At 42.1% G+C, this 19,676-nt stretch carries 19 protein-coding genes; 8 read left to right on the plus strand and 11 right to left on the minus strand.

Annotation, left to right across the window (positions count from 1 at the left end; translation table 11 throughout):
• Positions 1-14: 14 nt before the first annotated feature.
• Positions 15-146, minus strand: coding sequence for a hypothetical protein (locus tag NSQ22_RS17400; protein WP_255396552.1), 132 nt, complete (start codon positions 144-146; stop codon positions 15-17).
• A 334-nt stretch (positions 147-480) separates the two neighbouring features.
• Between NSQ22_RS17400 and NSQ22_RS17405 the strand changes: the two genes are divergently transcribed.
• The 4 genes from NSQ22_RS17405 to NSQ22_RS17420 all read left to right on the plus strand — a co-directional run bounded on the left by NSQ22_RS17405 (position 481) and on the right by NSQ22_RS17420 (position 5,103).
• Positions 481-1,242, plus strand: coding sequence for a DeoR/GlpR family DNA-binding transcription regulator (locus tag NSQ22_RS17405; RefSeq protein ID WP_008881368.1), 762 nt, complete (start codon positions 481-483; stop codon positions 1,240-1,242).
• Between the two features lie 115 nt (positions 1,243-1,357).
• A complete protein-coding gene (locus NSQ22_RS17410) occupies positions 1,358-2,680 on the plus strand; it encodes a four-carbon acid sugar kinase family protein (protein WP_008881369.1) in 1,323 nt (440 codons plus the stop codon).
• A complete protein-coding gene (pdxA, locus tag NSQ22_RS17415; RefSeq protein ID WP_008881370.1) occupies positions 2,664-3,680 on the plus strand; it encodes a 4-hydroxythreonine-4-phosphate dehydrogenase PdxA in 1,017 nt (338 codons plus the stop codon). Before NSQ22_RS17410 ends, pdxA (NSQ22_RS17415) begins: the two co-directional genes overlap by 17 nt.
• 52 nt (positions 3,681-3,732) lie before the next feature.
• A complete protein-coding gene (locus tag NSQ22_RS17420) occupies positions 3,733-5,103 on the plus strand; it encodes a gluconate:H+ symporter (RefSeq protein WP_081157578.1) in 1,371 nt (456 codons plus the stop codon).
• A gap of 136 nt (positions 5,104-5,239) precedes the next feature.
• On the opposite strand, the gene NSQ22_RS17425 is transcribed toward NSQ22_RS17420, so the two are convergent.
• The 9 genes from NSQ22_RS17425 to NSQ22_RS17465 all read right to left on the minus strand — a co-directional run bounded on the left by NSQ22_RS17425 (position 5,240) and on the right by NSQ22_RS17465 (position 13,108).
• A complete protein-coding gene (locus NSQ22_RS17425) occupies positions 5,240-6,313 on the minus strand; it encodes an FAD-dependent oxidoreductase (protein ID WP_011888329.1) in 1,074 nt (357 codons plus the stop codon).
• A gap of 5 nt (positions 6,314-6,318) precedes the next feature.
• A complete protein-coding gene (locus NSQ22_RS17430; RefSeq protein WP_223812943.1) occupies positions 6,319-6,651 on the minus strand; it encodes a (2Fe-2S)-binding protein in 333 nt (110 codons plus the stop codon).
• A gap of 18 nt (positions 6,652-6,669) precedes the next feature.
• Positions 6,670-7,758, minus strand: a complete 1,089-nt coding sequence (locus NSQ22_RS17435) for an FAD-dependent oxidoreductase (RefSeq protein ID WP_041264728.1) — start codon at positions 7,756-7,758, stop codon at positions 6,670-6,672.
• Position 7,759: 1 nt separating this feature from the next.
• A complete protein-coding gene (locus NSQ22_RS17440) occupies positions 7,760-8,071 on the minus strand; it encodes a (2Fe-2S)-binding protein (RefSeq protein ID WP_015375979.1) in 312 nt (103 codons plus the stop codon).
• A gap of 15 nt (positions 8,072-8,086) precedes the next feature.
• Positions 8,087-8,887 (minus strand): ABC transporter permease, encoded by an 801-nt coding sequence (locus NSQ22_RS17445; protein ID WP_011888331.1) that lies wholly within the window; start codon positions 8,885-8,887, stop codon positions 8,087-8,089.
• The gene (locus tag NSQ22_RS17450; protein ID WP_011888332.1) at positions 8,884-9,804 is read right to left on the minus strand and encodes an ABC transporter permease; all 921 of its coding nucleotides are present in this window, start codon (positions 9,802-9,804) and stop codon (positions 8,884-8,886) included. Before NSQ22_RS17450 ends, NSQ22_RS17445 begins: the two co-directional genes overlap by 4 nt.
• Positions 9,805-9,818: 14 nt before the next feature.
• Positions 9,819-10,892 carry an ABC transporter ATP-binding protein gene (locus NSQ22_RS17455; RefSeq protein WP_011888333.1) on the minus strand — a complete coding sequence of 358 codons (1,074 nt, stop codon included), beginning with the start codon at positions 10,890-10,892 and terminating at the stop codon, positions 9,819-9,821.
• A gap of 17 nt (positions 10,893-10,909) precedes the next feature.
• Positions 10,910-11,998 (minus strand): ABC transporter substrate-binding protein, encoded by a 1,089-nt coding sequence (locus NSQ22_RS17460; RefSeq protein WP_339263946.1) that lies wholly within the window; start codon positions 11,996-11,998, stop codon positions 10,910-10,912.
• Positions 11,999-12,391: 393 nt separating this feature from the next.
• Complete coding sequence (locus NSQ22_RS17465; RefSeq protein ID WP_011888335.1) at positions 12,392-13,108, minus strand: GntR family transcriptional regulator; 717 nt, start codon at positions 13,106-13,108, stop codon at positions 12,392-12,394.
• Between the two features lie 628 nt (positions 13,109-13,736).
• Between NSQ22_RS17465 and NSQ22_RS17470 the strand changes: the two genes are divergently transcribed.
• From NSQ22_RS17470 to pdxA (NSQ22_RS17485), 4 genes are all read left to right on the plus strand, one after another.
• On the plus strand, positions 13,737-15,512 hold the full coding sequence (locus tag NSQ22_RS17470) for a PrpR N-terminal domain-containing protein (RefSeq protein WP_041264733.1): 1,776 nt from the start codon (positions 13,737-13,739) through the stop codon (positions 15,510-15,512).
• 152 nt (positions 15,513-15,664) lie between these two features.
• On the plus strand, positions 15,665-16,654 hold the full coding sequence (locus NSQ22_RS17475) for a 2-keto-3-deoxygluconate permease (protein WP_041264735.1): 990 nt from the start codon (positions 15,665-15,667) through the stop codon (positions 16,652-16,654).
• 39 nt (positions 16,655-16,693) lie between these two features.
• Positions 16,694-17,986, plus strand: a complete 1,293-nt coding sequence (locus NSQ22_RS17480; protein ID WP_011888338.1) for a four-carbon acid sugar kinase family protein — start codon at positions 16,694-16,696, stop codon at positions 17,984-17,986.
• Complete coding sequence (gene pdxA / locus NSQ22_RS17485; protein WP_011888339.1) at positions 17,983-18,978, plus strand: 4-hydroxythreonine-4-phosphate dehydrogenase PdxA; 996 nt, start codon at positions 17,983-17,985, stop codon at positions 18,976-18,978. Before NSQ22_RS17480 ends, pdxA (NSQ22_RS17485) begins: the two co-directional genes overlap by 4 nt.
• A gap of 184 nt (positions 18,979-19,162) precedes the next feature.
• Here the strand turns inward: pdxA (NSQ22_RS17485) and NSQ22_RS17490 are convergent, their stop codons facing one another.
• On the minus strand, positions 19,163-19,492 hold the full coding sequence (locus NSQ22_RS17490; protein WP_011888340.1) for a hypothetical protein: 330 nt from the start codon (positions 19,490-19,492) through the stop codon (positions 19,163-19,165).
• Between the last annotated feature and the right edge of the window lie 184 nt (positions 19,493-19,676).

The raw sequence follows: 19,676 nt of genomic DNA on the forward strand, positions 1-19,676 counted from the left end.
GACAACCTCATTCATCAAGCTGCGGCACAGGCTAGACCGGCCATCGCCAACGCGGCAAAGGCAATGGACAAATAGGCAACGCTAAAGAGCCGCACAGTCAGCCGCGGCTCTTTGCCTAAGCTAGCTCCCGTTTCTTTTTTCTTCATAAAAGCTCTTTGATGGGAGGAAATGCTCGTTTTCCGATCCTCATGTCCTCCTCTCCCCCCTTTTCCTTTCATGGAATGTATCTGTAGTTTGTGGATCATACGCTCAGTGCTTCCCAAACATCATGAGTATTTCCAAGGTGCTTGATGGAATCGATGACGAGTATCGGTTAAGCCCCTCATGTACGCTCACAGATCTTAAACGAAACAGATTGTGTTAATTGTTAAAATTTTTATCATTATATATTGACAAAATCGAACAAAAATAAATAAAATATTGTTACAAATAAACATATTAATGTTAAATTCAAACAAAACAATCAAAGGATGAACACATATGTTACCTAAAGAACGACGGGAATGGATTGAAAAACAATTAATCACCCAAGGTAAAGTTGACATTGAAGAGCTGTCGCAGCAATTAAATGTATCTACAATGACCATTCGACGAGACTTGGCTCTTTTGGAAAGAGAGGGGAAGATCGTCCGAACACACGGTGGAGCCATTCACCCACGGGCACTTATTCAAGAAACGCCTTACTCAACAAAAAAAGAAAAGAATATTAAGTGGAAACAAGCCATTGCCCGTAAAGCGGTTGAGTTCATCCCTGAAAATGCCAATATCATCTTGGACTCCGGGACCACCACTTTTGAAGTCGCTAAGCTCATCAAAGATCGAGAAGACTTAACAGTAGTCACCAATGATATTAAAATTGCGGCTGAACTGATGGAAAGTCAATTAAAGGTGATCGTCACTGGTGGGGAACTTCAAAACCAAGTCGGTACATTGTACGGATGGCCAACCCAAGAACTACTTAAAAACATTCGGGCAGACCTCTTCTTTCTAGGAGCCCACGCAGTCGATGTCATCTCAGGCGTCACAGCACCTACATTTGAAAAATCGCTAATCAAAAAAATGATGATACAGGCAGCTGAAGTAACTTGGTTGCTTGCTGACTCAAGCAAGTTCAATCAAAAAGCATTTTCCCTCGTTTGTCCGCTCTCGGAATTGGAAGGGATTATTACTGATGATGGATTGAACCAAGAAGACCAACATCAATATAGCGAGCATACCAACCTTATCATCGTTCACGCATAGTAAATTTCAATAGCACGTATTTATCCACCGCCCTAGGGTAACAGGAAATGCTTGAGGAGGTGATCCAACCAGTTGCAACATCAACGACTTCCGTAGACAGGGGGAGACAATCGTCATGAAAATCGGGGTTATTGCCGATGATCTGACCGGTGCTAATGCAACAGGCGTCAGATTGGCCAAACAAGGATTCAAAACGGCGACCTTTGTCAGAAATGCCTCATTAACCGGCATCGAAAAGTACGATGCTGTCTGCATTGACACCGATAGCCGCTATTCTCCACGAGAAATTGCTGAAGCTCGCGTGCGTCAAGCAGTCAACTACTTCAAACAATGGAACGTTGAGGTCGTTTGTAAACGGATCGACAGTACTGTCCGCGGCAATATCGGTATCGAAATTGACACCGTTTTGCGCGAACTTGGTGATCATTCCGTAGCCGTTGTCGTCCCTTCTTTTCCTGATTCGGGAAGGATGACAACCGGTGGATATTTGCTCGTTGACGGCGTACCCGTTCAAGAAACAGACGTAGCTAAAGATCCATTGATCCCTGTTCATCAGTCATTTATTCCTGCCCTCATTCAGCAACAAAGTATACACTCCGTCGCATTGATAGGGCTCGACGCAGTTCTCCACGGCGCAGAATGCATCGCTCAGCGGCTCAGGGAGGAAATCCAACACGGAAACCGGATTATCGTCATCGATGCGGTCAATGACGAACATATTGAAACAATTGCCTTTGCGATGACAAAAATCAAAGACAAAATCATCGTTCCAGTTGATCCTGGCCCTTTAACAGCGTACTATGCAAGGTTATATTTTCACCAACAACTTCATGCCGATAAAATACTAATGGTCATCGGAAGCGTGACTTCCTTGACCGGTCGTCAACTTCATTATCTCTTAGCCAAAACAAATGCTAACCCAGTATACGTCAATCCAGAAAAACTGGCAAGCTTCTCAAACAGTTGGAACGAAGAAGTAGAACGCGCAACAGCAGTTAGCCTAGAGCGACTCGAAACGGAAAATATCTTGATCGTTACGACCCATCACCCAGCTAACAGTCTAATCAATTTAAAAGCGCTGTCTGCAATTGAGCAAGTATCCGAAGATGCTCTGGCCAAACGAATCACAGACGGCCTTGCCGTCATCGGCCGAAAAATAATCGAAAATTCCAAACACCCAATTTGTGGATGCTTCACAAGCGGTGGGGATGTTACAGCATCTCTTTGCGCCGTAGGAAGGGCTAACGGTATTGAAATTGAAGACGAAGTACTTCCGCTGACCTCATTCGGATATTTTTCCGGTGGATACCTCAATGGACTCCCTGTAGTCACAAAAGGAGGAATGGTCGGCGATCAACGTTCCATCTACAAAAGCCTGCGCTTTTTACAAATGAAGATTAATAGCCAAAGGAGAGGGAAACATGTCAACACAAACTAAACCCATTATTGCCATCCCAATGGGGGACCCGGCAGGAATCGGACCAGAGATTGTCGTAAAAGCCCTGAGCAATCAAAAAATATATGATGTTTGTCAGCCTCTTGTTATCGGTCACAGTGAAGTGTTGAAAAGAGCAATGGATATCACTCATATCTCATTGAACATAAATGAAATCAAAGACCCTTCTGAGGGCAAATACAAACATGGAACGATCGATATTGTTTCGTTAAACAACGTAGACATAGACACTCTTGAAATCGGGAAAGTCCAAGCACAATGCGGCAAAGCGGCCTATGAGTATATTGAAACAGCTGTTGGTCTGGCGTTAGACAGAAAAGTATCAGCCTTGGCAACAACGCCGATCAATAAAGAATCGTTGAAAGCAGCCAATGTTCCATTTATCGGACATACAGAAATCTTAGCTGCTTTGACCAATACCAACGATCCGCTGACGATGTTTGAAGTAAGAAATATGCGCATTTTCTTCTTAACGAGACATCTGTCCTTGAAAGACGCCATCGCCGCAATGACGAAAGAAAGAGTTTGTGACTACTTAATCCGTTGTGACCAAGCCCTGCAACGTCTCGGAGTGGAAAATCGTAAAATCGCTGTTGCGGCATTAAACCCACATGGTGGAGAAAACGGACTGTTTGGAAGAGAAGAAATCGACGAGATTCTCCCAGGCATCCAAATGGCACAAGAGAAAGGAATTAATGCGGTTGGCCCTGTCCCTGCTGATTCGGTGTTTCATCATGCTTTAAATGGCCGTTACGCTGCTGTATTGTCCCTTTACCATGATCAAGGACATATCGCCGCGAAGATGGCGGATTTTGAAAGAACCATTTCAATTACAAACGGTCTACCCTTTTTACGTACATCTGTTGACCATGGAACCGCCTTTGACATCGCTGGAAAAGGAATGGCAAGCAGCGTGAGCATGGAGGAAGCCATCATACTCGCTGCTAAATATGCTCCAAAATTTCAGCCTTCATGGGCATAACCCCTCGATCATCTAGAGACAAAAGGGGTACAAAAAAGAGGGGGGAGAGATATTGGAAGTATCAGGCGCTCAAATGATATTCGGACTTGTATTAGGGGTAGCCATTCTGATTTTCTTGGTACTTAAGACAAAGATTCATGCATTTCTAGCTTTAATCATAGCAGCTTCCATTACAGGATTAGTCGGGGGCATGTCTGCTCCCGACGTTGTCAACACCATCACTGCAGGATTCGGATCCACTTTAGGATCGATAGGCATTGTTATTGGATTCGGCGTGATGATGGGACGTATTTTAGAGGTATCCGGTGCAGCTGAAAAAATGGCATATACTCTTGTGAAATGGGTTGGAAAACGAAAAGAAGAGTGGGCCATGGCAATCACAGGATACATCGTTTCCATCCCAATCTTTGTAGACTCAGCTTTTGTGATTTTAACCCCATTGGTGAAAGCCCTTTCTAAAAAGACCGGAAAATCTGTTCTCACCATTGGCGTAGCTCTGGGAGCGGGACTCGTTGCTACTCATCATGCAGTGCCACCGACCCCTGGTCCTTTAGGAGTTGCAGGAATTTTTGGCGTTGACGTCGGATTAATGATCGCTTGGGGGCTAGTTTTTGCTATCCCTGTTATCATCGTAGGTGTCCTGTACGCTAAGTGGCTTGGAACGAAAATCTATCAAATTCCTGATGAAACAGGCTTAAACTATATACGGCCAGTCCAACCGGTCACCCTTCAAGAATTTCTTGAATCTAAGGAGAAAAAGGATCTTCCTTCTTTAACACGATCAGTACTTCCTATTTTTGTTCCGATTCTATTAATCTTCGCCAATACAACAATCAGTGCCCTTGAATTAAAAGGAGGAATTTATGATTATATCACATTTATCGGTTCACCTGTCATCGCAGTCGGGATTGGTCTAATCTTCTCTATATACGGGTTATATAACCATGTAAAGCGCTCCGAGGCGCTTGATCACATGGAAGAGGGGATCAAAACGTCTGGGATCATTCTTCTTGTCACCGGTGCTGGTGGAGCACTTGGAAACGTTCTAAGGGAAAGCGGCAGTGGAGACTATATTGCCCAACAAGTCGCACAATGGCATCTTCCTGCTATCCTCATTCCTTTCATTATTGCTACGATTGTGAGACTCATTCAAGGAAGCGGAACCGTAGCCATGATTACCGCCGCCTCTATTTCGGCACCTATTTTGCAACAGCTAGACGTCAATATGGCATTAGCGGCACAGGCAGCCGCCCTAGGAGCTATGATCTTCTCGTATTTTAACGATAGCCTATTCTGGGTCATTAACCGTATGCTTGGAATAAAAGAAGTGAAAGAACAAATTTTAACATGGTCAATCCCAACAACTCTTGCATGGGCTGTATCCTTAATCATGCTACTAATCGTTAATGCATTTTTTGGATAATATATAAATAGTCTCTTGCTTTGTTTCTCTAAAAATTCATCCTAAAATCACCTGCAAAATCATGGCCTTTTCCCATTACTTATTAGGGAAAAGGCCGATTGGTTTGCATTTAGGAACAGATAATGAACTCCCCTTTTCAAGAAAATCTTGTAATTGAATATCGGTCAATCGGAATAGATGTTTCTCCGTCTACAATTAACTCGGTCATGATCGTCCCTATTAAAGGGGAAAGTGTTATACCACTATGTGTAGCCGCTACGTAAAGATTCTCAACATCAGGAACTCTTCCAATAATCGGTAAACCATCCTTCGGCATAGCGCGAATTCCTGAAAAAGTACGCACAATTTTCGCTTTTCTCAACGAAGGAACGTAATGGACAGCCATATTGGCAGTTTCTTGAATAACGTCAAGTGTAGTGGATCGGTCAAAACCCGCCTGCTCCATAGAATAACCTATCAATACTTCACCATTATTGGTTTGCCTTAATCCACTTATCGTATAGTTTAAAAAAGGCTTTAATGGTTCTGAAACAAGAATTTGTCCTCTCACTTGATTAACAGGTATATCGACACCTACCATTCTCCCCAGTTCCCTTGACCAAGGGCCACCTGCGAGAATAAGGTTTTTTGTAACATACGTTGTTTTTTCAGAAATAACAACGAACTGACCGTTCTGTTTTTGAATGTCTATTACTCGATTATAAGTGGAATAGTGAACACCATTTTTTTTAGCCGCCCTCATATACATGTCAATTAACCGGAATGGATTAACGTTCCCGTCAATTCGACTAAAGGTTGCCCCCACAACTTTAGGATTAATAAAAGGTTCCTTTTCTAATACCTCTTCCCGTGATAAAACTTTAATTTTTATTCCAATTTTTTCATAAGAATCAGCAAGCCGCTTAGCCTTTTCCAAATCTCTCACAGTGAAAAAAGGAGATAATCCTCCTGTTCGTCTATACTCAACATCCCCAATTTTTTTTGATAGATATGAATAAAGCTCTGCACTATACATACTAAATTCTGCATACCAAGCAGGAGTTTTATTATGCACCCATACCCAGGCTTGTGTAGCTCCTGAAGTCCCTGACATTGGGAACTTCTTATCAATTACTAATATTCCCCCTTTATACCGCTCCGAGAGATGATAAGCAATACTATTACCAATAACCCCGCCACCAATAATTATCGTTTCGTAGTTCGTTTCCATTTATTCTATCTCCTCTCCTCTAACTCCAACTCATCCAAAACGGATTTTACTGCATAAAACGAAGTGCTATTAGTGGCTAACGTTTCAAGCTTTATAGGAGACAACGGCATTCTCAATCGGGGCAAAGGAATATCTTGAAATGGGAGACCTGTTAACTCATGAATAACTTTGTTAACTAAATGCATGCAAATCTTTGTTTGACAAGGACCCATTCCGCAACGCGTCAACCTTTTAATATCGTCAAATGTCCTTGCACCATGAGAAATTACCTCTTCAATTTCCTCGTACGTGATTTCTTCACATCGACAAATAATTGTTGACTTTTCCAAATGAACCACCAACCTTTTCTAAAAAAATCACAGAATAAACTGATTTTTTAGCAGAGGATACTTAAAACTTTTAATATGATTGATTCTAGCCTGCCATACATCAGGATAGAGAGACGACTCTATATTTTCCAACTCTCTCCACAGAGAAATTCTTATTTTTTCAGCTTCCCTATTGTCTATAATCCTCAATGACTCGCAAACACTAACACCTGCTATCATCCCTGTTACAATCACCGCTCCTTGAGAACTAACCCCCGCCGCGTTTCCGGCTAAAAAAACATCCTCACGATCCGTTTGGAAAAACTCATTATATTGTGGAATCCATCCCCCAAGTTCACCCTGATACCCAAAAGAACACCCCAACTGATAAAAGGCATCTAAGATAGGACTTCTTCCCCCATCTACACACACTAAATCAACCTTTTCTGTAATCCTCTTATTCGGCAGTTGAATGTCGATCTCACTAACTTCATCTTTCCCTCTTGCTTCCACTATAGAGGAGTTTAAGTAGAAAGAAATCCCGCTTTTCTTTACTCGCTTTACCTTTTCCTTGTCCCTTGCTAAAACATCCGATTGGGCCTCGATAATAGCCTTAACATTAACACCGACGTCTAAAAGCTGCAAAGCAACGTCCATTGCAAAATCACTAGAACCAACTATTACACTGTTCTTGCCTGGAATTACAAAATCTCGGTTGATTAGTGTTTGGGCTGCGCCAATCGTTATAATCCCAGGAAGCGTCCACTTTGGAAAAGGGATCGCATTTTCGGCCGCTCCCGTGGCAATAACTAGTTTTTTAAACTTGATAGGAAAAACGTCTACTTCATTGGTGATGCCAACACTTCCATCTCGGTATAAACCGATCAACCGATGTTTGAGCAAATACCTAACAGAGAAGTCTTCCAATTGGTTCGTTAACAGCTTTGCCAACTCAAATCCACGCATAGGTTGGAAAATAGAGGGCAATGCTCTGATAATTTGAGTTTGTTGGCACAGTTGCCCCCCTTTGACAGTCGATTCATCTACAATAGTCACATCTAATCCCCTAGAGGCAGTCTCAAATGCAGCTGCAAGTCCGGCTGGTCCAGCTCCAATAACAAGCACTTCAGTCTCCAACTCAATCCCCCCTTATCTCTGGATCTTCTAGATTTGGATATACCCTCATTCCCTCTTCAACTTTTATCATGCAAGTACGCACATGATCTTCCCCATTAACAGTCATATAGCAACTGCAGCATCTCCCTCGCGCACAAAACATCCCCCTTGGCTGAACTAATTTCCGACTCAGCCCGAACATTCTAATACCGTTCGCTATCAGAGCGGCTGCAACGGTTTGTTGTTTATAAGCCGTATAAGGCTGATCATTAAAATAAAATGTCACAGGCTCCTGAAGACAGCTGCCCAATATAGGATGATTTTTAATATGCATGAAAACAACTCCTTATTAATTTTTCGACATAAAAACTTTTCCAACACCTAACACCTTTTCGATGATCACCATTAGTACAACGGTAAATAAAATTATGATGCTTGATACTGATGTAATAATTGGATCGTACTGGTATTGCATATAGGTAAAGATTCGTACTGGAAGAGTGACAACATCGGTGCTTACAATAAACAATGCTACGGTTAGATCATCAAATGAGGTAATGAATGAAAAGATGGCTCCAGCAATCACACCGGATTTGATTATCGGAAGAGTAATCTGGAAGAATACTTTAAAAGCCCCTGCCCCTAAACTCCTCGCGGCCTGTTCTATAGATCGATCAAAACCGACTAAACTAGCAACGACTAATCGTACAACAAATGGTACCGTCAAAATAATATGGCCAATAATTAAAGCCATAGGGCTTGTAGCTAAACCTATCCAAGAATAAAACTGTAGCAACGCTACGCCAAATACGACGGACGGAATTAAAAGAGGGGAGCCAACTAACTGCACAATAGTTGCTTTTCCTTTAAACTGATATCTAACAATGGCAATAGAAGCAAGTGTTCCAATAAAGGTAGAAAAAAGTGACGTGCCTAGAGCGACAATGACACTTAACACAAAAGACTGTGTAAACTCAGGGTGGTTGACTAATTCAATATACCATTTCAATGTAATCCCCTTTGGCGGAAAAACAATATATTCAGTCGTTGTCAATGAAGATAGTAAAACTACAATAATTGGTGCTAACAAAAAAACATATACGACAAAGCAAAACGAATGAAATATAAAATTATATAGTCTTTTCTTCATTGAATCGCCACTCCTTTTTCGGAACGGGCAAGAATTCTGCTATATACGATAATCGTAACAGTTGCCATAAAAATTAATACAAACCCAATGGCAGACCCATAAGGCCAATTTAATATCACTGCAACTTGTTCGTAAGTTAGATAGGACATAACTTTTACCTGTGGACCGCCGAGAATAGCAGGAGTCACAAATGAGCTTACACTTAAACTAAACACCATAACTGAACCGGCAAATACCCCAGGTAATGTCAGAGGTAATATTATGGAAAAGAATGTTCTAATCAAACCTGCTCCTAGACTTTGTGAAGCCCTGATAATAGAAGGATCGATCCTTTCTAAGGATCCCATGATGCTTAATACCATATACGGAAATAGTACATGCACCATTCCAATCACAACGCTTAATTCTGTATACAATAACGTAAGCGGTTTATCAATCCATCCGAGATTGATCAAAGTGCGATTAACAACACCATTATTCGATAACAAAATAACCCACCCATAGCATCTGATGACCATACTTATCAATAATGGTGATAACACTATCAATGTTAAATAATTTTTAACCTTCCCACTGGCTCTAGAAATATGAAAAGCGACTGGATAAGAAATGATAACTGTTAATAATGTAGTTAACAATCCAATCTTTATCGTTCTCCAAATAACTCCTAGGTAAAAGGGGTCTGAAAGAAACTTCACGTAATTTTCCAATGTCCATTTATCCCCAATTCCACTGTTTGGATCAAATGTCTTAAAACTCGTGATAAATAAAGAAAGTAAAGGAAATAGGAAGAAAAAGATAAAAATCATAAGAGTAGGAAACAATAGTAGCCAAGACTCCAACTGCTTTTTATCTAATTTCCTTTTCTTTTGTTTTTGTATCTCCTGATTTTGGTATGTTTTTATTTCGACCTGCATCTAGTTAACTCACCTCACTTTTTAGAGAGGAATAAATCTTTTGGATCCCAAAAAATCGATACTTTTTCCCCTTCCTGAATTTGGTCAGGGCTTAAAACTGTATTGGGGACATCTGCTATGATCTGTTTATTATTAGATATTTTTAAGATATATCTCGTTTTAGCACCAAGGAATATTTTCCTTTCAACTTTTGTTTGGCAATCGCCATTTGCTTGGGTATACCGATCTAAAGAGATCTGTACTTTTTCGGGTCTAATGTAAAAATCAACTTCAGCACCTTTAGTTGATTGGATCTCAACTATTTGTTCATTCCCGTAAAAAGATAACTTACATTTCTTACTTCCATACACCTCAACAACTCTACCGCGAATATGATTCACTTCGCCGATAAACTTAGAAACAAAATCTGTCTTCGGTTGGTTATAAATCATAACCGGGCTATCTACCTGTTCAATTTGCCCCTCGTTCATCACTGCTATTCGGTCGGAGATCGCAAGTGCCTCCTCTTGATCATGTGTGACAAATATAGTTGTGATTCCAAGCGTTTTTTGTATTCCTACTATTTCCTCCCGCATTTCTTGACGGAGTTTGGCATCAAGGTTACTTAGTGGTTCATCAAGAAGAAGAACTTTCGGTTTAATAACCAAGGCTCTCGCTAACGAAACGCGCTGCTGCTGACCACCGGAAAGTTCCCGAGGATAGTAGTTTTCATAACCTGATAACTTTACCATTTCCAATGCCTCTGACACTCGCTTTTTAATCTCATTCCTACTAATCTTACGTAGCTTCAATCCATACGCCACATTTTCAAATACAGTCATGTGGGGAAACAAAGCATAGTTTTGGAACACCATCCCCATATCTCTTTTATTGGGAGGGAGGTGGTGAATAGGCTTCCCGCCAACAATGATTTCCCCACTATCCACCTTCAAAAAACCAGCAATCATATTTAATGTTGTTGTTTTCCCACATCCGGATGGCCCAAGAAAGGACATAAGCTCCCCTTGATGAATTTCTAGATTCAAATTTTTTACCACTTCTGTTTTATCAAATCGCTTAACAACATTCTCGAGACACAAATAACCCATTTACCTTCCCTCCCTCTTTAGCGGGTTACTTCAATTTCCTTGTTTGCTCTTTCCGTCCATTCAGCTCTTTTTTGATTTACGTATTCCCAATCCACTTTGATTAACTTTTTAACCTGCTCTTCCCCATAAACCACTTTTTTAGCAATATCTCCATCTAGTTTTACATTTTTATTAACAGGACCATCAAACAAAGAATGGGCGAATTCCTTTTGTACTTCCTCACTCAAAATAAAATTGACAAATTTCTGTGCAAGTTCCGCATTTGGTGCATTTTTCACCACATTTGCTGTTGCCATTAAAGCAGGAGCACCTTCTCTTGGAATGACAAATTCAATTGGAAATCCTGAATCTTGCAGTGTATAGACTCTGCTGCTTCCCCATGCACTGGCTACTGTTTGACCTTGCAAAAAGTAATTGGACACGTCAGCAGTTTTATCAAATGTTACAGCGTTTTCAGCAATCTTCTTTAGCTTTTCAAATCCAGGTTCAATATTTTTCTCGTTCCCACCATTCGCAAAAGCAGCCATTAGAAGCAGATGAACTCCATAAGTGTTTGAGATAGATGGTAATACGAGTTTTCCTTTAAACTTAGGATCCTCCAGATCATTCCAAGATGTTAACGGTTTCCAACCATTCTGCGCAAAATAATCTTTGTTATAGGCTAATCCTGTCACAACAATACCAAAGCCAACTCCAATATTCTCCTTATCTTTTGCAATGTCGTATACATTATTTAGGTTGGTGACTATTTTTTCATCTAACGGGGCAAGTAATCCAAAAGCTTTTGCCTGTGCTTGAGGTCCGTCGTCTAAAAAGGCTACATCAATTTGAGGATTATCTTTTTGGGCCTGAAGTTTTGATAATGTGTCGATGGAGCTCCCAGTTATATACTTAACCTTAACCCCAAACTCTTTCTCAAACTTAGGAATGATCGTTTCCTTCATCTTTTTTTCATAACTTCCACCATAGGCAGCCAAAACTAACGTCTTTTCTCCCCCACTTTTCGAACTTTGATTCGGTGAGCTAGCAGTTTGGTTACCACATCCCACAATCATAGTAAATAGCAAACAGATCAACACAGTTAAAACTGTTTTACTTTTCAACATCATTTTCTCCCCACCCCGATATCATTTTTTCAGATAGCCTTAACACCGCCGATTAATTCACTAATTTTAGGATGATTTTTTAATCACCTCCCTATAGGAATCTTGATGTATCAGAGCCTCTCATATTTTTAATAAACACTAAAATTTTGTAATTTTCAGACCTTAATTGCTAAAAAATATAATATTATAACTTTTAGTTTCGAAATAGATACTACTATAATGCATGAAAAGGTAATAATCACTATAGGAATAAGCGAACAATTATGCTGACTAACTTTTGCAGCATTCCTCACTCCCTTAATAAATGTATACCCCTTGATCAGGGGTTAACCTTTTAGGGGATACATCTATAACTCATTGGTAAAAACTCCAATATATAGAATAGTAAAAGATTTAAAAATAAACCTCCGTATAATATGCTTCTTTATCTTGGCGTACGTAAAACTTTGAATACTCGATAACCTCTTCTTGTTTTGTATAGGTAAACCTCTCCCATTCAAAAACTGGACTCCCAGGTTCGACTTGTAGTAATGTTGCTTTTTCGTCTGTAGCAATGTAAGGCTTTATAAATAGTTTGGCTCTTCCTAAGGCGATACGAAACTTCTTCTTAAGGATATTGTAAATAAGCTCGTTATTTATATCATCTGGTGTAAGACCGCAACATTTGTCATAAGGAAGATAGGTATATTCCAGCGCCATTGGCTCATTGCCTTCGATTTTTAAACGTTTAATCTTGATCACCGTCATATCATTCTCAATACCCAACTTATTGGTAATCTCTCTGTCAGCCCTGCCAACAGAAAAACTGACCAACCTATGCGGATGTTTCTCATCTTCAGTGGTTAAAGAAAAGAAAACATTTAAATTTTGTTCTTTTATTGGCCTCGATACAAAAGTTCCTTTTCCCCTTTGCCTATATAAATAACCCTTGTTTACAAGTTCTAGAATAGCTCTTTTTACTGTAATCGTACTAACATCAAAAAGATCGGCTAACTCCTGCTCAGTTGGCAATTGATGTCCAATTGGCCATTCATCTGATTTTATTTTTTCTTCTAATACTCGCTCTACTTGTCGATAAAGGGGAATATGTAGTTTCTTATCTATGTACATTGATATCCTCCTCAATTGCAATGCAAAATTATAAGTTTATAAAATTATAATTTTTCGACTCACTCCATCTTTTGTGTTCCAAAAGATAAACAATTGTGTATGAATAAGAGGATATGCAGTGAAGGGATAAAATAAAAAATTCGTCAATCATAGAGTTTAGCCAAAGCTTATATACCTCGAATTAATTATACTGAATATCATCAAAAAGACCGATCTGATTTAATTATTATACTAGCTATAGCTGTTTGTCAATAATATTTTGAATTTTATATAAAGTTATATGAAATAGAGAGAATCGCTCTTTGTCATGTGCAAAATCGAAAGCTGCAGGAAAGAACCATCCTTGTCTTCGTAACCACTGACACCAAAGACCTTTGAATATGTTTTTTCAAGCCTGAATATTTTGAATACCTATGCACCTATTCATCCATCGTCCTCATTAGGTATAACCTCAAATAGTAGTCTGGGCTTCCACGTTTTCCAGTTTAGTCCCATCCCCTAGTCGATCACTCTCTCGGCCATACCTATACAGGGGAAATGAATGTGTTCATATATGTCACATCTAGCTAAAGATTGGGCTATAATGAATGGGAACGAAAGACCAGAACAAAACAGGTGATGAATGGATATGAACATAAAAACATTATTGATTGCCCCGTACCCTGGACTGAAAGAACTGGCCTCCACGTTAGCCAAAGAACAACAGGAACTCGATCTGACCGTTGTGCAAGGCGACTTGCAAGAGGCCATTCCGATTGTGAAACAGTACGAAAAAGAAGGGTTCGATCTAGTTATTAGCCGCGGTGGCACGGCACAACTGTTACGCCAATATACTTCATTGCCCGTTATTGAGATTCAAGTGTCGGGTTACGATATTTTACGTATATTGACACTGGTGAAAGACTATCACGCCCATCATTGGATTATCGGATTCACGAACATTTGCCAAGGATTTGTTTCTGTATCCAACCTTTTAGATATCCAGATCCCTTACACCATTATCCATGACCAAAAAGAAGTTGACGAAGCGGTAAAAGAGGCAAAGGCAGCAGGCGCTCAAACAATTATCGGGGATACAGTCACTTGCAGGACAGCGGAAGCGCACGGACTGCAAAGCATTCTTATTACTTCCGGCAAAGAATCGGTCATCGAAGCGTTTGAACAGGCAAAGCAAACATATCAAATGCTCAAAAATACAGCCAAAGAAGTCAAACGATATAAACAACTATTGCACCAAAGCCGTGTCGCCATTGCGGTTTACAATGAGCAGGGCACCATCGAGTATGCCAGCCCGGCTTTTCAAAACCGATTCAATTGGATGAAAAACAACTCCAACGAATCATCCATTTATGCCTGTTTCCCCTTTCTTGACCATGAATATAACGAGCTATGCCGAGCGATCGCACCTGTGGAAATTCAATCCACCTGTATCGTCAATGATAAACGGATGCATTTGCGGCAAGGATGTTTAAACAAAGATCCGCTTGAACCTCACTATTACATACGCTTGGCTGAAAGCACTGAGCTCCAAGAAGAACATGACTTAACCGTTTCTGCTGTACAGCCTACGATGCGTTCGTTTTCTCAAATCATCGGCAACAGCGAATCGATTCATCGAGTGATTGAGCAAGGCAAAAGGGCAGCGATGCATCGCGAACCAGTGGCGCTATATGGTGAACAAGGAAGCGGCAAAAAAACGCTGGCGGGAATCATCCATTGCGAGGGCAAGCAAACAGGGGGTATGTTGTTGCACGTCCGCATAACAGCTGATGACGACCAGCTGATTGACCACCTCCACTCTATTTTCACCTATAGGGAAGGTGGAACATGTGTATTGCAAGGAGTCGAACTGCTGCCGTTACTGCGGCAAGATGAGATTTCCCAACTCATTGCTACGGCAGTGGTGAGGATCATCTTTTTATTTGAGAACGACCCGGCTCATTTAGCCCGACAAAAACAGCTATCTCATCATCTGTTCAAACAGTTTAAGGCCAATCAAATTCGTTTGCCATCGTTAAGCGAGTACACGGAAGACTTAGAAAAATATGCGCGAAAATTCATCGCCCAATACAATGTAAAGTACGGAAAACAAGTGGTCGGCATCGACGAAGCGGCTCTCAAATGGCTGCACCGCCATCATTGGAAAGGCAATTTGCAAGAATTAAACAAGGTGATGGAGCAAGCCATCCAAATAGCCCGCCATGAATATATCCAGGTCGAAGACTTAAAAACTATCGGTTTCCTTGACAGCGGAAACGATTTATGTTTGGATTTGCACAAGCCGTTGGCCGAGATTGAAAAAGAGATCATTTGGAAGGTACTTGAAGAAGAAAACATGAACCAAACGAGAGCAGCGAAACGACTTGGCATTAACCGAAGCACCTTATGGAGAAAGCTGAAATAATGTTGCAAAACGCAACATTATTTCAGTTTTTATTTATTTTAACAAAAATGTGTTGATAAATAAAACAAAACGAACTACAATTTAATTGCAAGCGATTTCACATAAATTAAATGTTTCATTTTTCAACACTTCAAGAAGGGGGAAAGGGAGAAATGAAAATCAAAGCGACATTGGATCGTATTCCTGGCGGGATGATGGTCGTGCCATTACTATTAGCCGCAACTATTAACACGGTTGTTCCTGATTTACTTCGGATTGGAAACTTTACTGAGGCATTATTTGTAAATAGCGCAAGTGCTTTAATTGCTCTTTTTTTGCTTTGCGCTGGGGCACAAATCAACTTACGCAGCGCGGGGGTTGCTCTTGGAAAAGGTTTTACTTTGCTTTTCATAAAATGGCTAGTTGGAGCGGTTGTTGGGCTAATCGCCTACCTTTTTGCTGGTGCGGACGGTTTGTTTCTAGGGTTAGTTCCTCTTGCCATTATTGCCGCCATGACCAACAGTAACGGAGGGCTGTACATGGCAATTGTCGGCCAATATGGTAAAGAAGATGACAAGGCAGCCTATTCTCTATTAGCATTAAATGATGGGCCATTTTTAACCATGGTTGCCTTATCGATTTTCGGAGCAATGGGGTTCGTTGACGGAATGTTTTCAGTTATCTCATTTATCTCCGTCTTACTTCCCATTGTCATCGGAATGATCCTTGGCAACTTGGATAGTGACATGAGAGAGTTCTTAGCTAAAGGCAGTGATATGTTAATCCCATTTTTCGCCTTTTCCTTAGGAATGGGAATTGATTTCGGGGCTATTGTCAAAGGCGGATTAAGCGGTGTATTGCTTGGGGTAGCCACCGTATTTCTTACCGGCACAGCCGGGTATTTTGTCTTTAAAATTCTGGGATGGAATCCGATCGTCGGGGCAGCTGAAGGTTCCACTGCAGGCAACGCAGTAGCCACCCCTGCCGCCATCGCAGCTGCCAATGCTTCTTTCGCTAATGTTGTCGATTTGGCGACCGTCCAAGTAGCAGCCAGTACAGTTACAACTGCAATTTTGTTGCCCCTTTATATTGCATTTCTGTCCAAAAAATTAGAAAAGAAGAATAACAGCAAGAACACCGTCAAGTATCAAATGGGTTCATAAATTGGCACTTCCCTTACCTTAAGGAAGGAGATACACACCATGAAAATCGCAATCATTGCAGATGACTTAACGGGTGCAAATGACAGCGGCGCACAATTTGCTTACCACGGATTAAATACATCCGTTCTGTTTCAACCTGATCCGAACGCTTGGCATTTATCTAATGCGGTTGTCATTGATACTGATACCCGTTCCTTACCTAAAGAAAAAGCATACGAGAAGGTAAAAAGTGTGTCTGAAACAATTAAAAAGTATGCTACACTGGTTTACAAAAAAATTGATTCCACCTTGCGAGGGAATATCGGCGCAGAAATCGATGCCATTTACGACACCTTGCAGCCGACATTTATGATGATCGCACCGGCTTATCCGCAAAATGGACGAACGGTTTATCAAGGATACCACTTTTTGCATGGCACCTTGCTTCATGAAACCGAGCTATCAAGGGATCCGAAATGTCCGATCGACGAATCATCCATTCCCCGCTTGCTTGCCAAACAGACGAAGCGGCCGATCGGGGTGATTGATTATCAAACCCTTCGTCTCGGCTTCGACAAGGTGAAGGAGCAATTGGATCACTACCGGGCTGACGGCATCCCGTATATCGTCTTTGACTCTGTCAGCGAAGACGATTTACGTGATATCGCTCAATATGTGCGCCAGCTCAATGAACAAGTCGTCTGGGTCGGTTCGGCTGGATTGGCGTATTATCTTCCCGAAGTATATGACCTGCAAACATCGCCCAAAACGATGATCATAAAACCGAACAAACGACCGATCTTGCTCGTTGTTGGGAGTGTAAGTCAAGTATCGCGGACGCAGCTTGATCGTGTTCTTTCTTTACCAAACGTCAAAGGCATCCAAGTCGATTCTGTACAACTGGTGTGCGACCACCAGTCCCGCATCACCGAAATGGAAAAGGCGTTGCGCCAGGCCGAGAACGAGGTAAAACAAGGATTCCATATCGTCCTCTATTCTTCCGCTTCCTCTAGTGACATCCAACGAGTACGAGCCATCGGGGAAGCAGGCGGACGAACCCCGATCGAAACGAGCAACCTCATTGCTGAGAGCTTGGGGGAAGTCGCCGCCGAGTTGATCCGTAACGGATATTTTGGAGCCATGGTGTTAACAGGCGGAGATACTGCCAAATATGTATGTAGTCAAATAGGAGCGACCGGTTTTGAATTGATTGATGAAATCGAACCAGGGGTACCCATAGCAAAACTGATCCATGAGTCGGAAATGTACGTCGTTACCAAGGCTGGAGCCTTTGGTTCAGAAAACACTTTAATTCAAGCCGTTCATCAGTTACAAGGAGTCGATGCCAAATGAAACCTACCATTGGAATCACGATGGGAGATGCCGCAGGAGTTGGTCCGGAGATTATCGTTAAAGCCCTGCAAAACTCGTCTATCTACGAACAGTGCCATCCTTTAGTAATCGGGGATGCAAAAATATTGGAACGTGCTGTTCGGATCACAAACGCCGGCCTGACGGTTCGCCCGATTTCTGACATCGCCGAAGCAGATTACCGATACGGGATGATTGACTGCCTCCATTTAGATTTACTCCCGGTCGACTTGCCGTTTGGTCAAGTATCGGCCGCAGCGGGAGATGCCGCTTTCCAATTTTTAAAACGGGCCATTGAACTGGCCCAAAACGGGGAAATCGACGCCATTTGCACCGCCCCGCTGAACAAAGAAGCAATGCACAAAGGCGGCCATCTGTATCCAGGGCACACAGAAATCTTAGCTGATTTAACCGGCACAGAGGACTATGCGATGATGCTATCTTCACCGCAACTAAAGGTCATTCATCTCACGACCCACGTCGGGCTCATTCAAGCGATCGAAATGATTAATCCCGAGCGCACCTACAAAGTCATTAAACTGGCTCATGATACATTGACAAGAGCGGGGAAGGAACACCCAAGCATCGCCGTATGCGGCATTAACCCCCATGCTGGGGAAAACGGGCTGTTCGGCAATGGGGAGGAAGAGGAAAAACTAATCCCAGCCATTCACAAAGCCCAAGCAGAAGGAATCAATGTCACCGGGCCATACCCTGCTGACACGCTCTTTTACCGAGCCGTACGTGGGGATTTTGACATCGTTGTAGCATGTTACCACGACCAAGGGCATGCCCCGATCAAAGTGCTCGGGCTCGAAGCCGGCGTCAACATCACCGTCGGCCTAAAAGGCGGCATCATCCGCACCTCAGTCGACCACGGCACCGCTTTCGACATTGCTGGGAAAAACCTAGCCGACGAACGAAGCATGCTTGAAGCCATCCGTGTCGCCGTCGAACTAGCGCCGAAACGGTGACGGCCAACACCATAGGCGGCAGTCCCCCATTCTTGCCGCCTATGTTTTAAAAATCACTCCGGTCTGCCATCAACCAGCACACTCAGATTAGAAGGATCGCCGCTTTCGTGTGAGTTCGGTTCTTCTCCCTTTATCACAATTCGTTTCGCTGACCTTTCTCTGAATGCCAGTTGAGGCCACATCCTCATTCCCCATCCCCCTGATCTTGGGATAGCACCCGCTCCCGTTCCCCCTGCGTCTTCTTCATCTTCTTCAGTTCCTTTTTGATCTCGATGAGCAAATGGTGTACCTTCGACGAAAGAACCCCGTCTTTTCTTTCCAACAGCCCTTCATCGATCATTTTCAAATGATCCCACGCTTTTTCAATCGTCTCTTCGTCGTAATTTCCAGGGTTGATGATGATCGCCAATAATTTCTCTTTTGTATAACTGAGACTTTTCACAATCTCTTTCAAACATTCGATCTCGACCTGTCTACTTTCTAGCAGCCATTGCATCTGTTCCTCTTGTTCCATTCAGCCTTCCCCTCTTCTTTCCGCGCTGTGTGCTCCAAGGAAATTTCTCACAACCAACTTCCCTCATCGAGAGCCTTCCAGCTGGCAGCACTGCCTTCCACTCCCGCATCGTTTTGCGCCATCGCCTTGACACACCCTACTCGCCGCCCACACCTGATTCCACTGTTTTGTATGCCCATCAGTC

Source organism: Geobacillus sp. FSL K6-3411 (genome assembly GCF_037965715.1).
Taxonomy (GTDB): domain Bacteria; phylum Bacillota; class Bacilli; order Bacillales; family Anoxybacillaceae; genus Geobacillus; species Geobacillus thermodenitrificans.

Coding starts and splice junctions, on each gene's coding strand:
- NSQ22_RS17445 (WP_011888331.1), bottom strand. CDS start 8,887: ATGAAGAAAAGACTATATAATTTTATATTTCATTCGTTTTGCTTTGTC.
- NSQ22_RS17455 (WP_011888333.1), bottom strand. CDS start 10,892: ATGGGTTATTTGTGTCTCGAGAATGTTGTTAAGCGATTTGATAAAACA.
- NSQ22_RS17490 (WP_011888340.1), bottom strand. CDS start 19,492: ATGGAACAAGAGGAACAGATGCAATGGCTGCTAGAAAGTAGACAGGTC.
- NSQ22_RS17400 (WP_255396552.1), bottom strand. CDS start 146: ATGAAGAAAAAAGAAACGGGAGCTAGCTTAGGCAAAGAGCCGCGGCTG.
- NSQ22_RS17470 (WP_041264733.1), top strand. CDS start 13,737: ATGAACATAAAAACATTATTGATTGCCCCGTACCCTGGACTGAAAGAA.
- NSQ22_RS17480 (WP_011888338.1), top strand. CDS start 16,694: ATGAAAATCGCAATCATTGCAGATGACTTAACGGGTGCAAATGACAGC.
- NSQ22_RS17450 (WP_011888332.1), bottom strand. CDS start 9,804: ATGCAGGTCGAAATAAAAACATACCAAAATCAGGAGATACAAAAACAA.
- NSQ22_RS17460 (WP_339263946.1), bottom strand. CDS start 11,998: ATGTTGAAAAGTAAAACAGTTTTAACTGTGTTGATCTGTTTGCTATTT.
- NSQ22_RS17410 (WP_008881369.1), top strand. CDS start 1,358: ATGAAAATCGGGGTTATTGCCGATGATCTGACCGGTGCTAATGCAACA.
- NSQ22_RS17465 (WP_011888335.1), bottom strand. CDS start 13,108: ATGTACATAGATAAGAAACTACATATTCCCCTTTATCGACAAGTAGAG.
- NSQ22_RS17440 (WP_015375979.1), bottom strand. CDS start 8,071: ATGCATATTAAAAATCATCCTATATTGGGCAGCTGTCTTCAGGAGCCT.
- NSQ22_RS17425 (WP_011888329.1), bottom strand. CDS start 6,313: ATGGAAACGAACTACGAAACGATAATTATTGGTGGCGGGGTTATTGGT.
- pdxA (WP_011888339.1), top strand. CDS start 17,983: ATGAAACCTACCATTGGAATCACGATGGGAGATGCCGCAGGAGTTGGT.
- NSQ22_RS17405 (WP_008881368.1), top strand. CDS start 481: ATGTTACCTAAAGAACGACGGGAATGGATTGAAAAACAATTAATCACC.
- NSQ22_RS17475 (WP_041264735.1), top strand. CDS start 15,665: ATGAAAATCAAAGCGACATTGGATCGTATTCCTGGCGGGATGATGGTC.
- pdxA (WP_008881370.1), top strand. CDS start 2,664: ATGTCAACACAAACTAAACCCATTATTGCCATCCCAATGGGGGACCCG.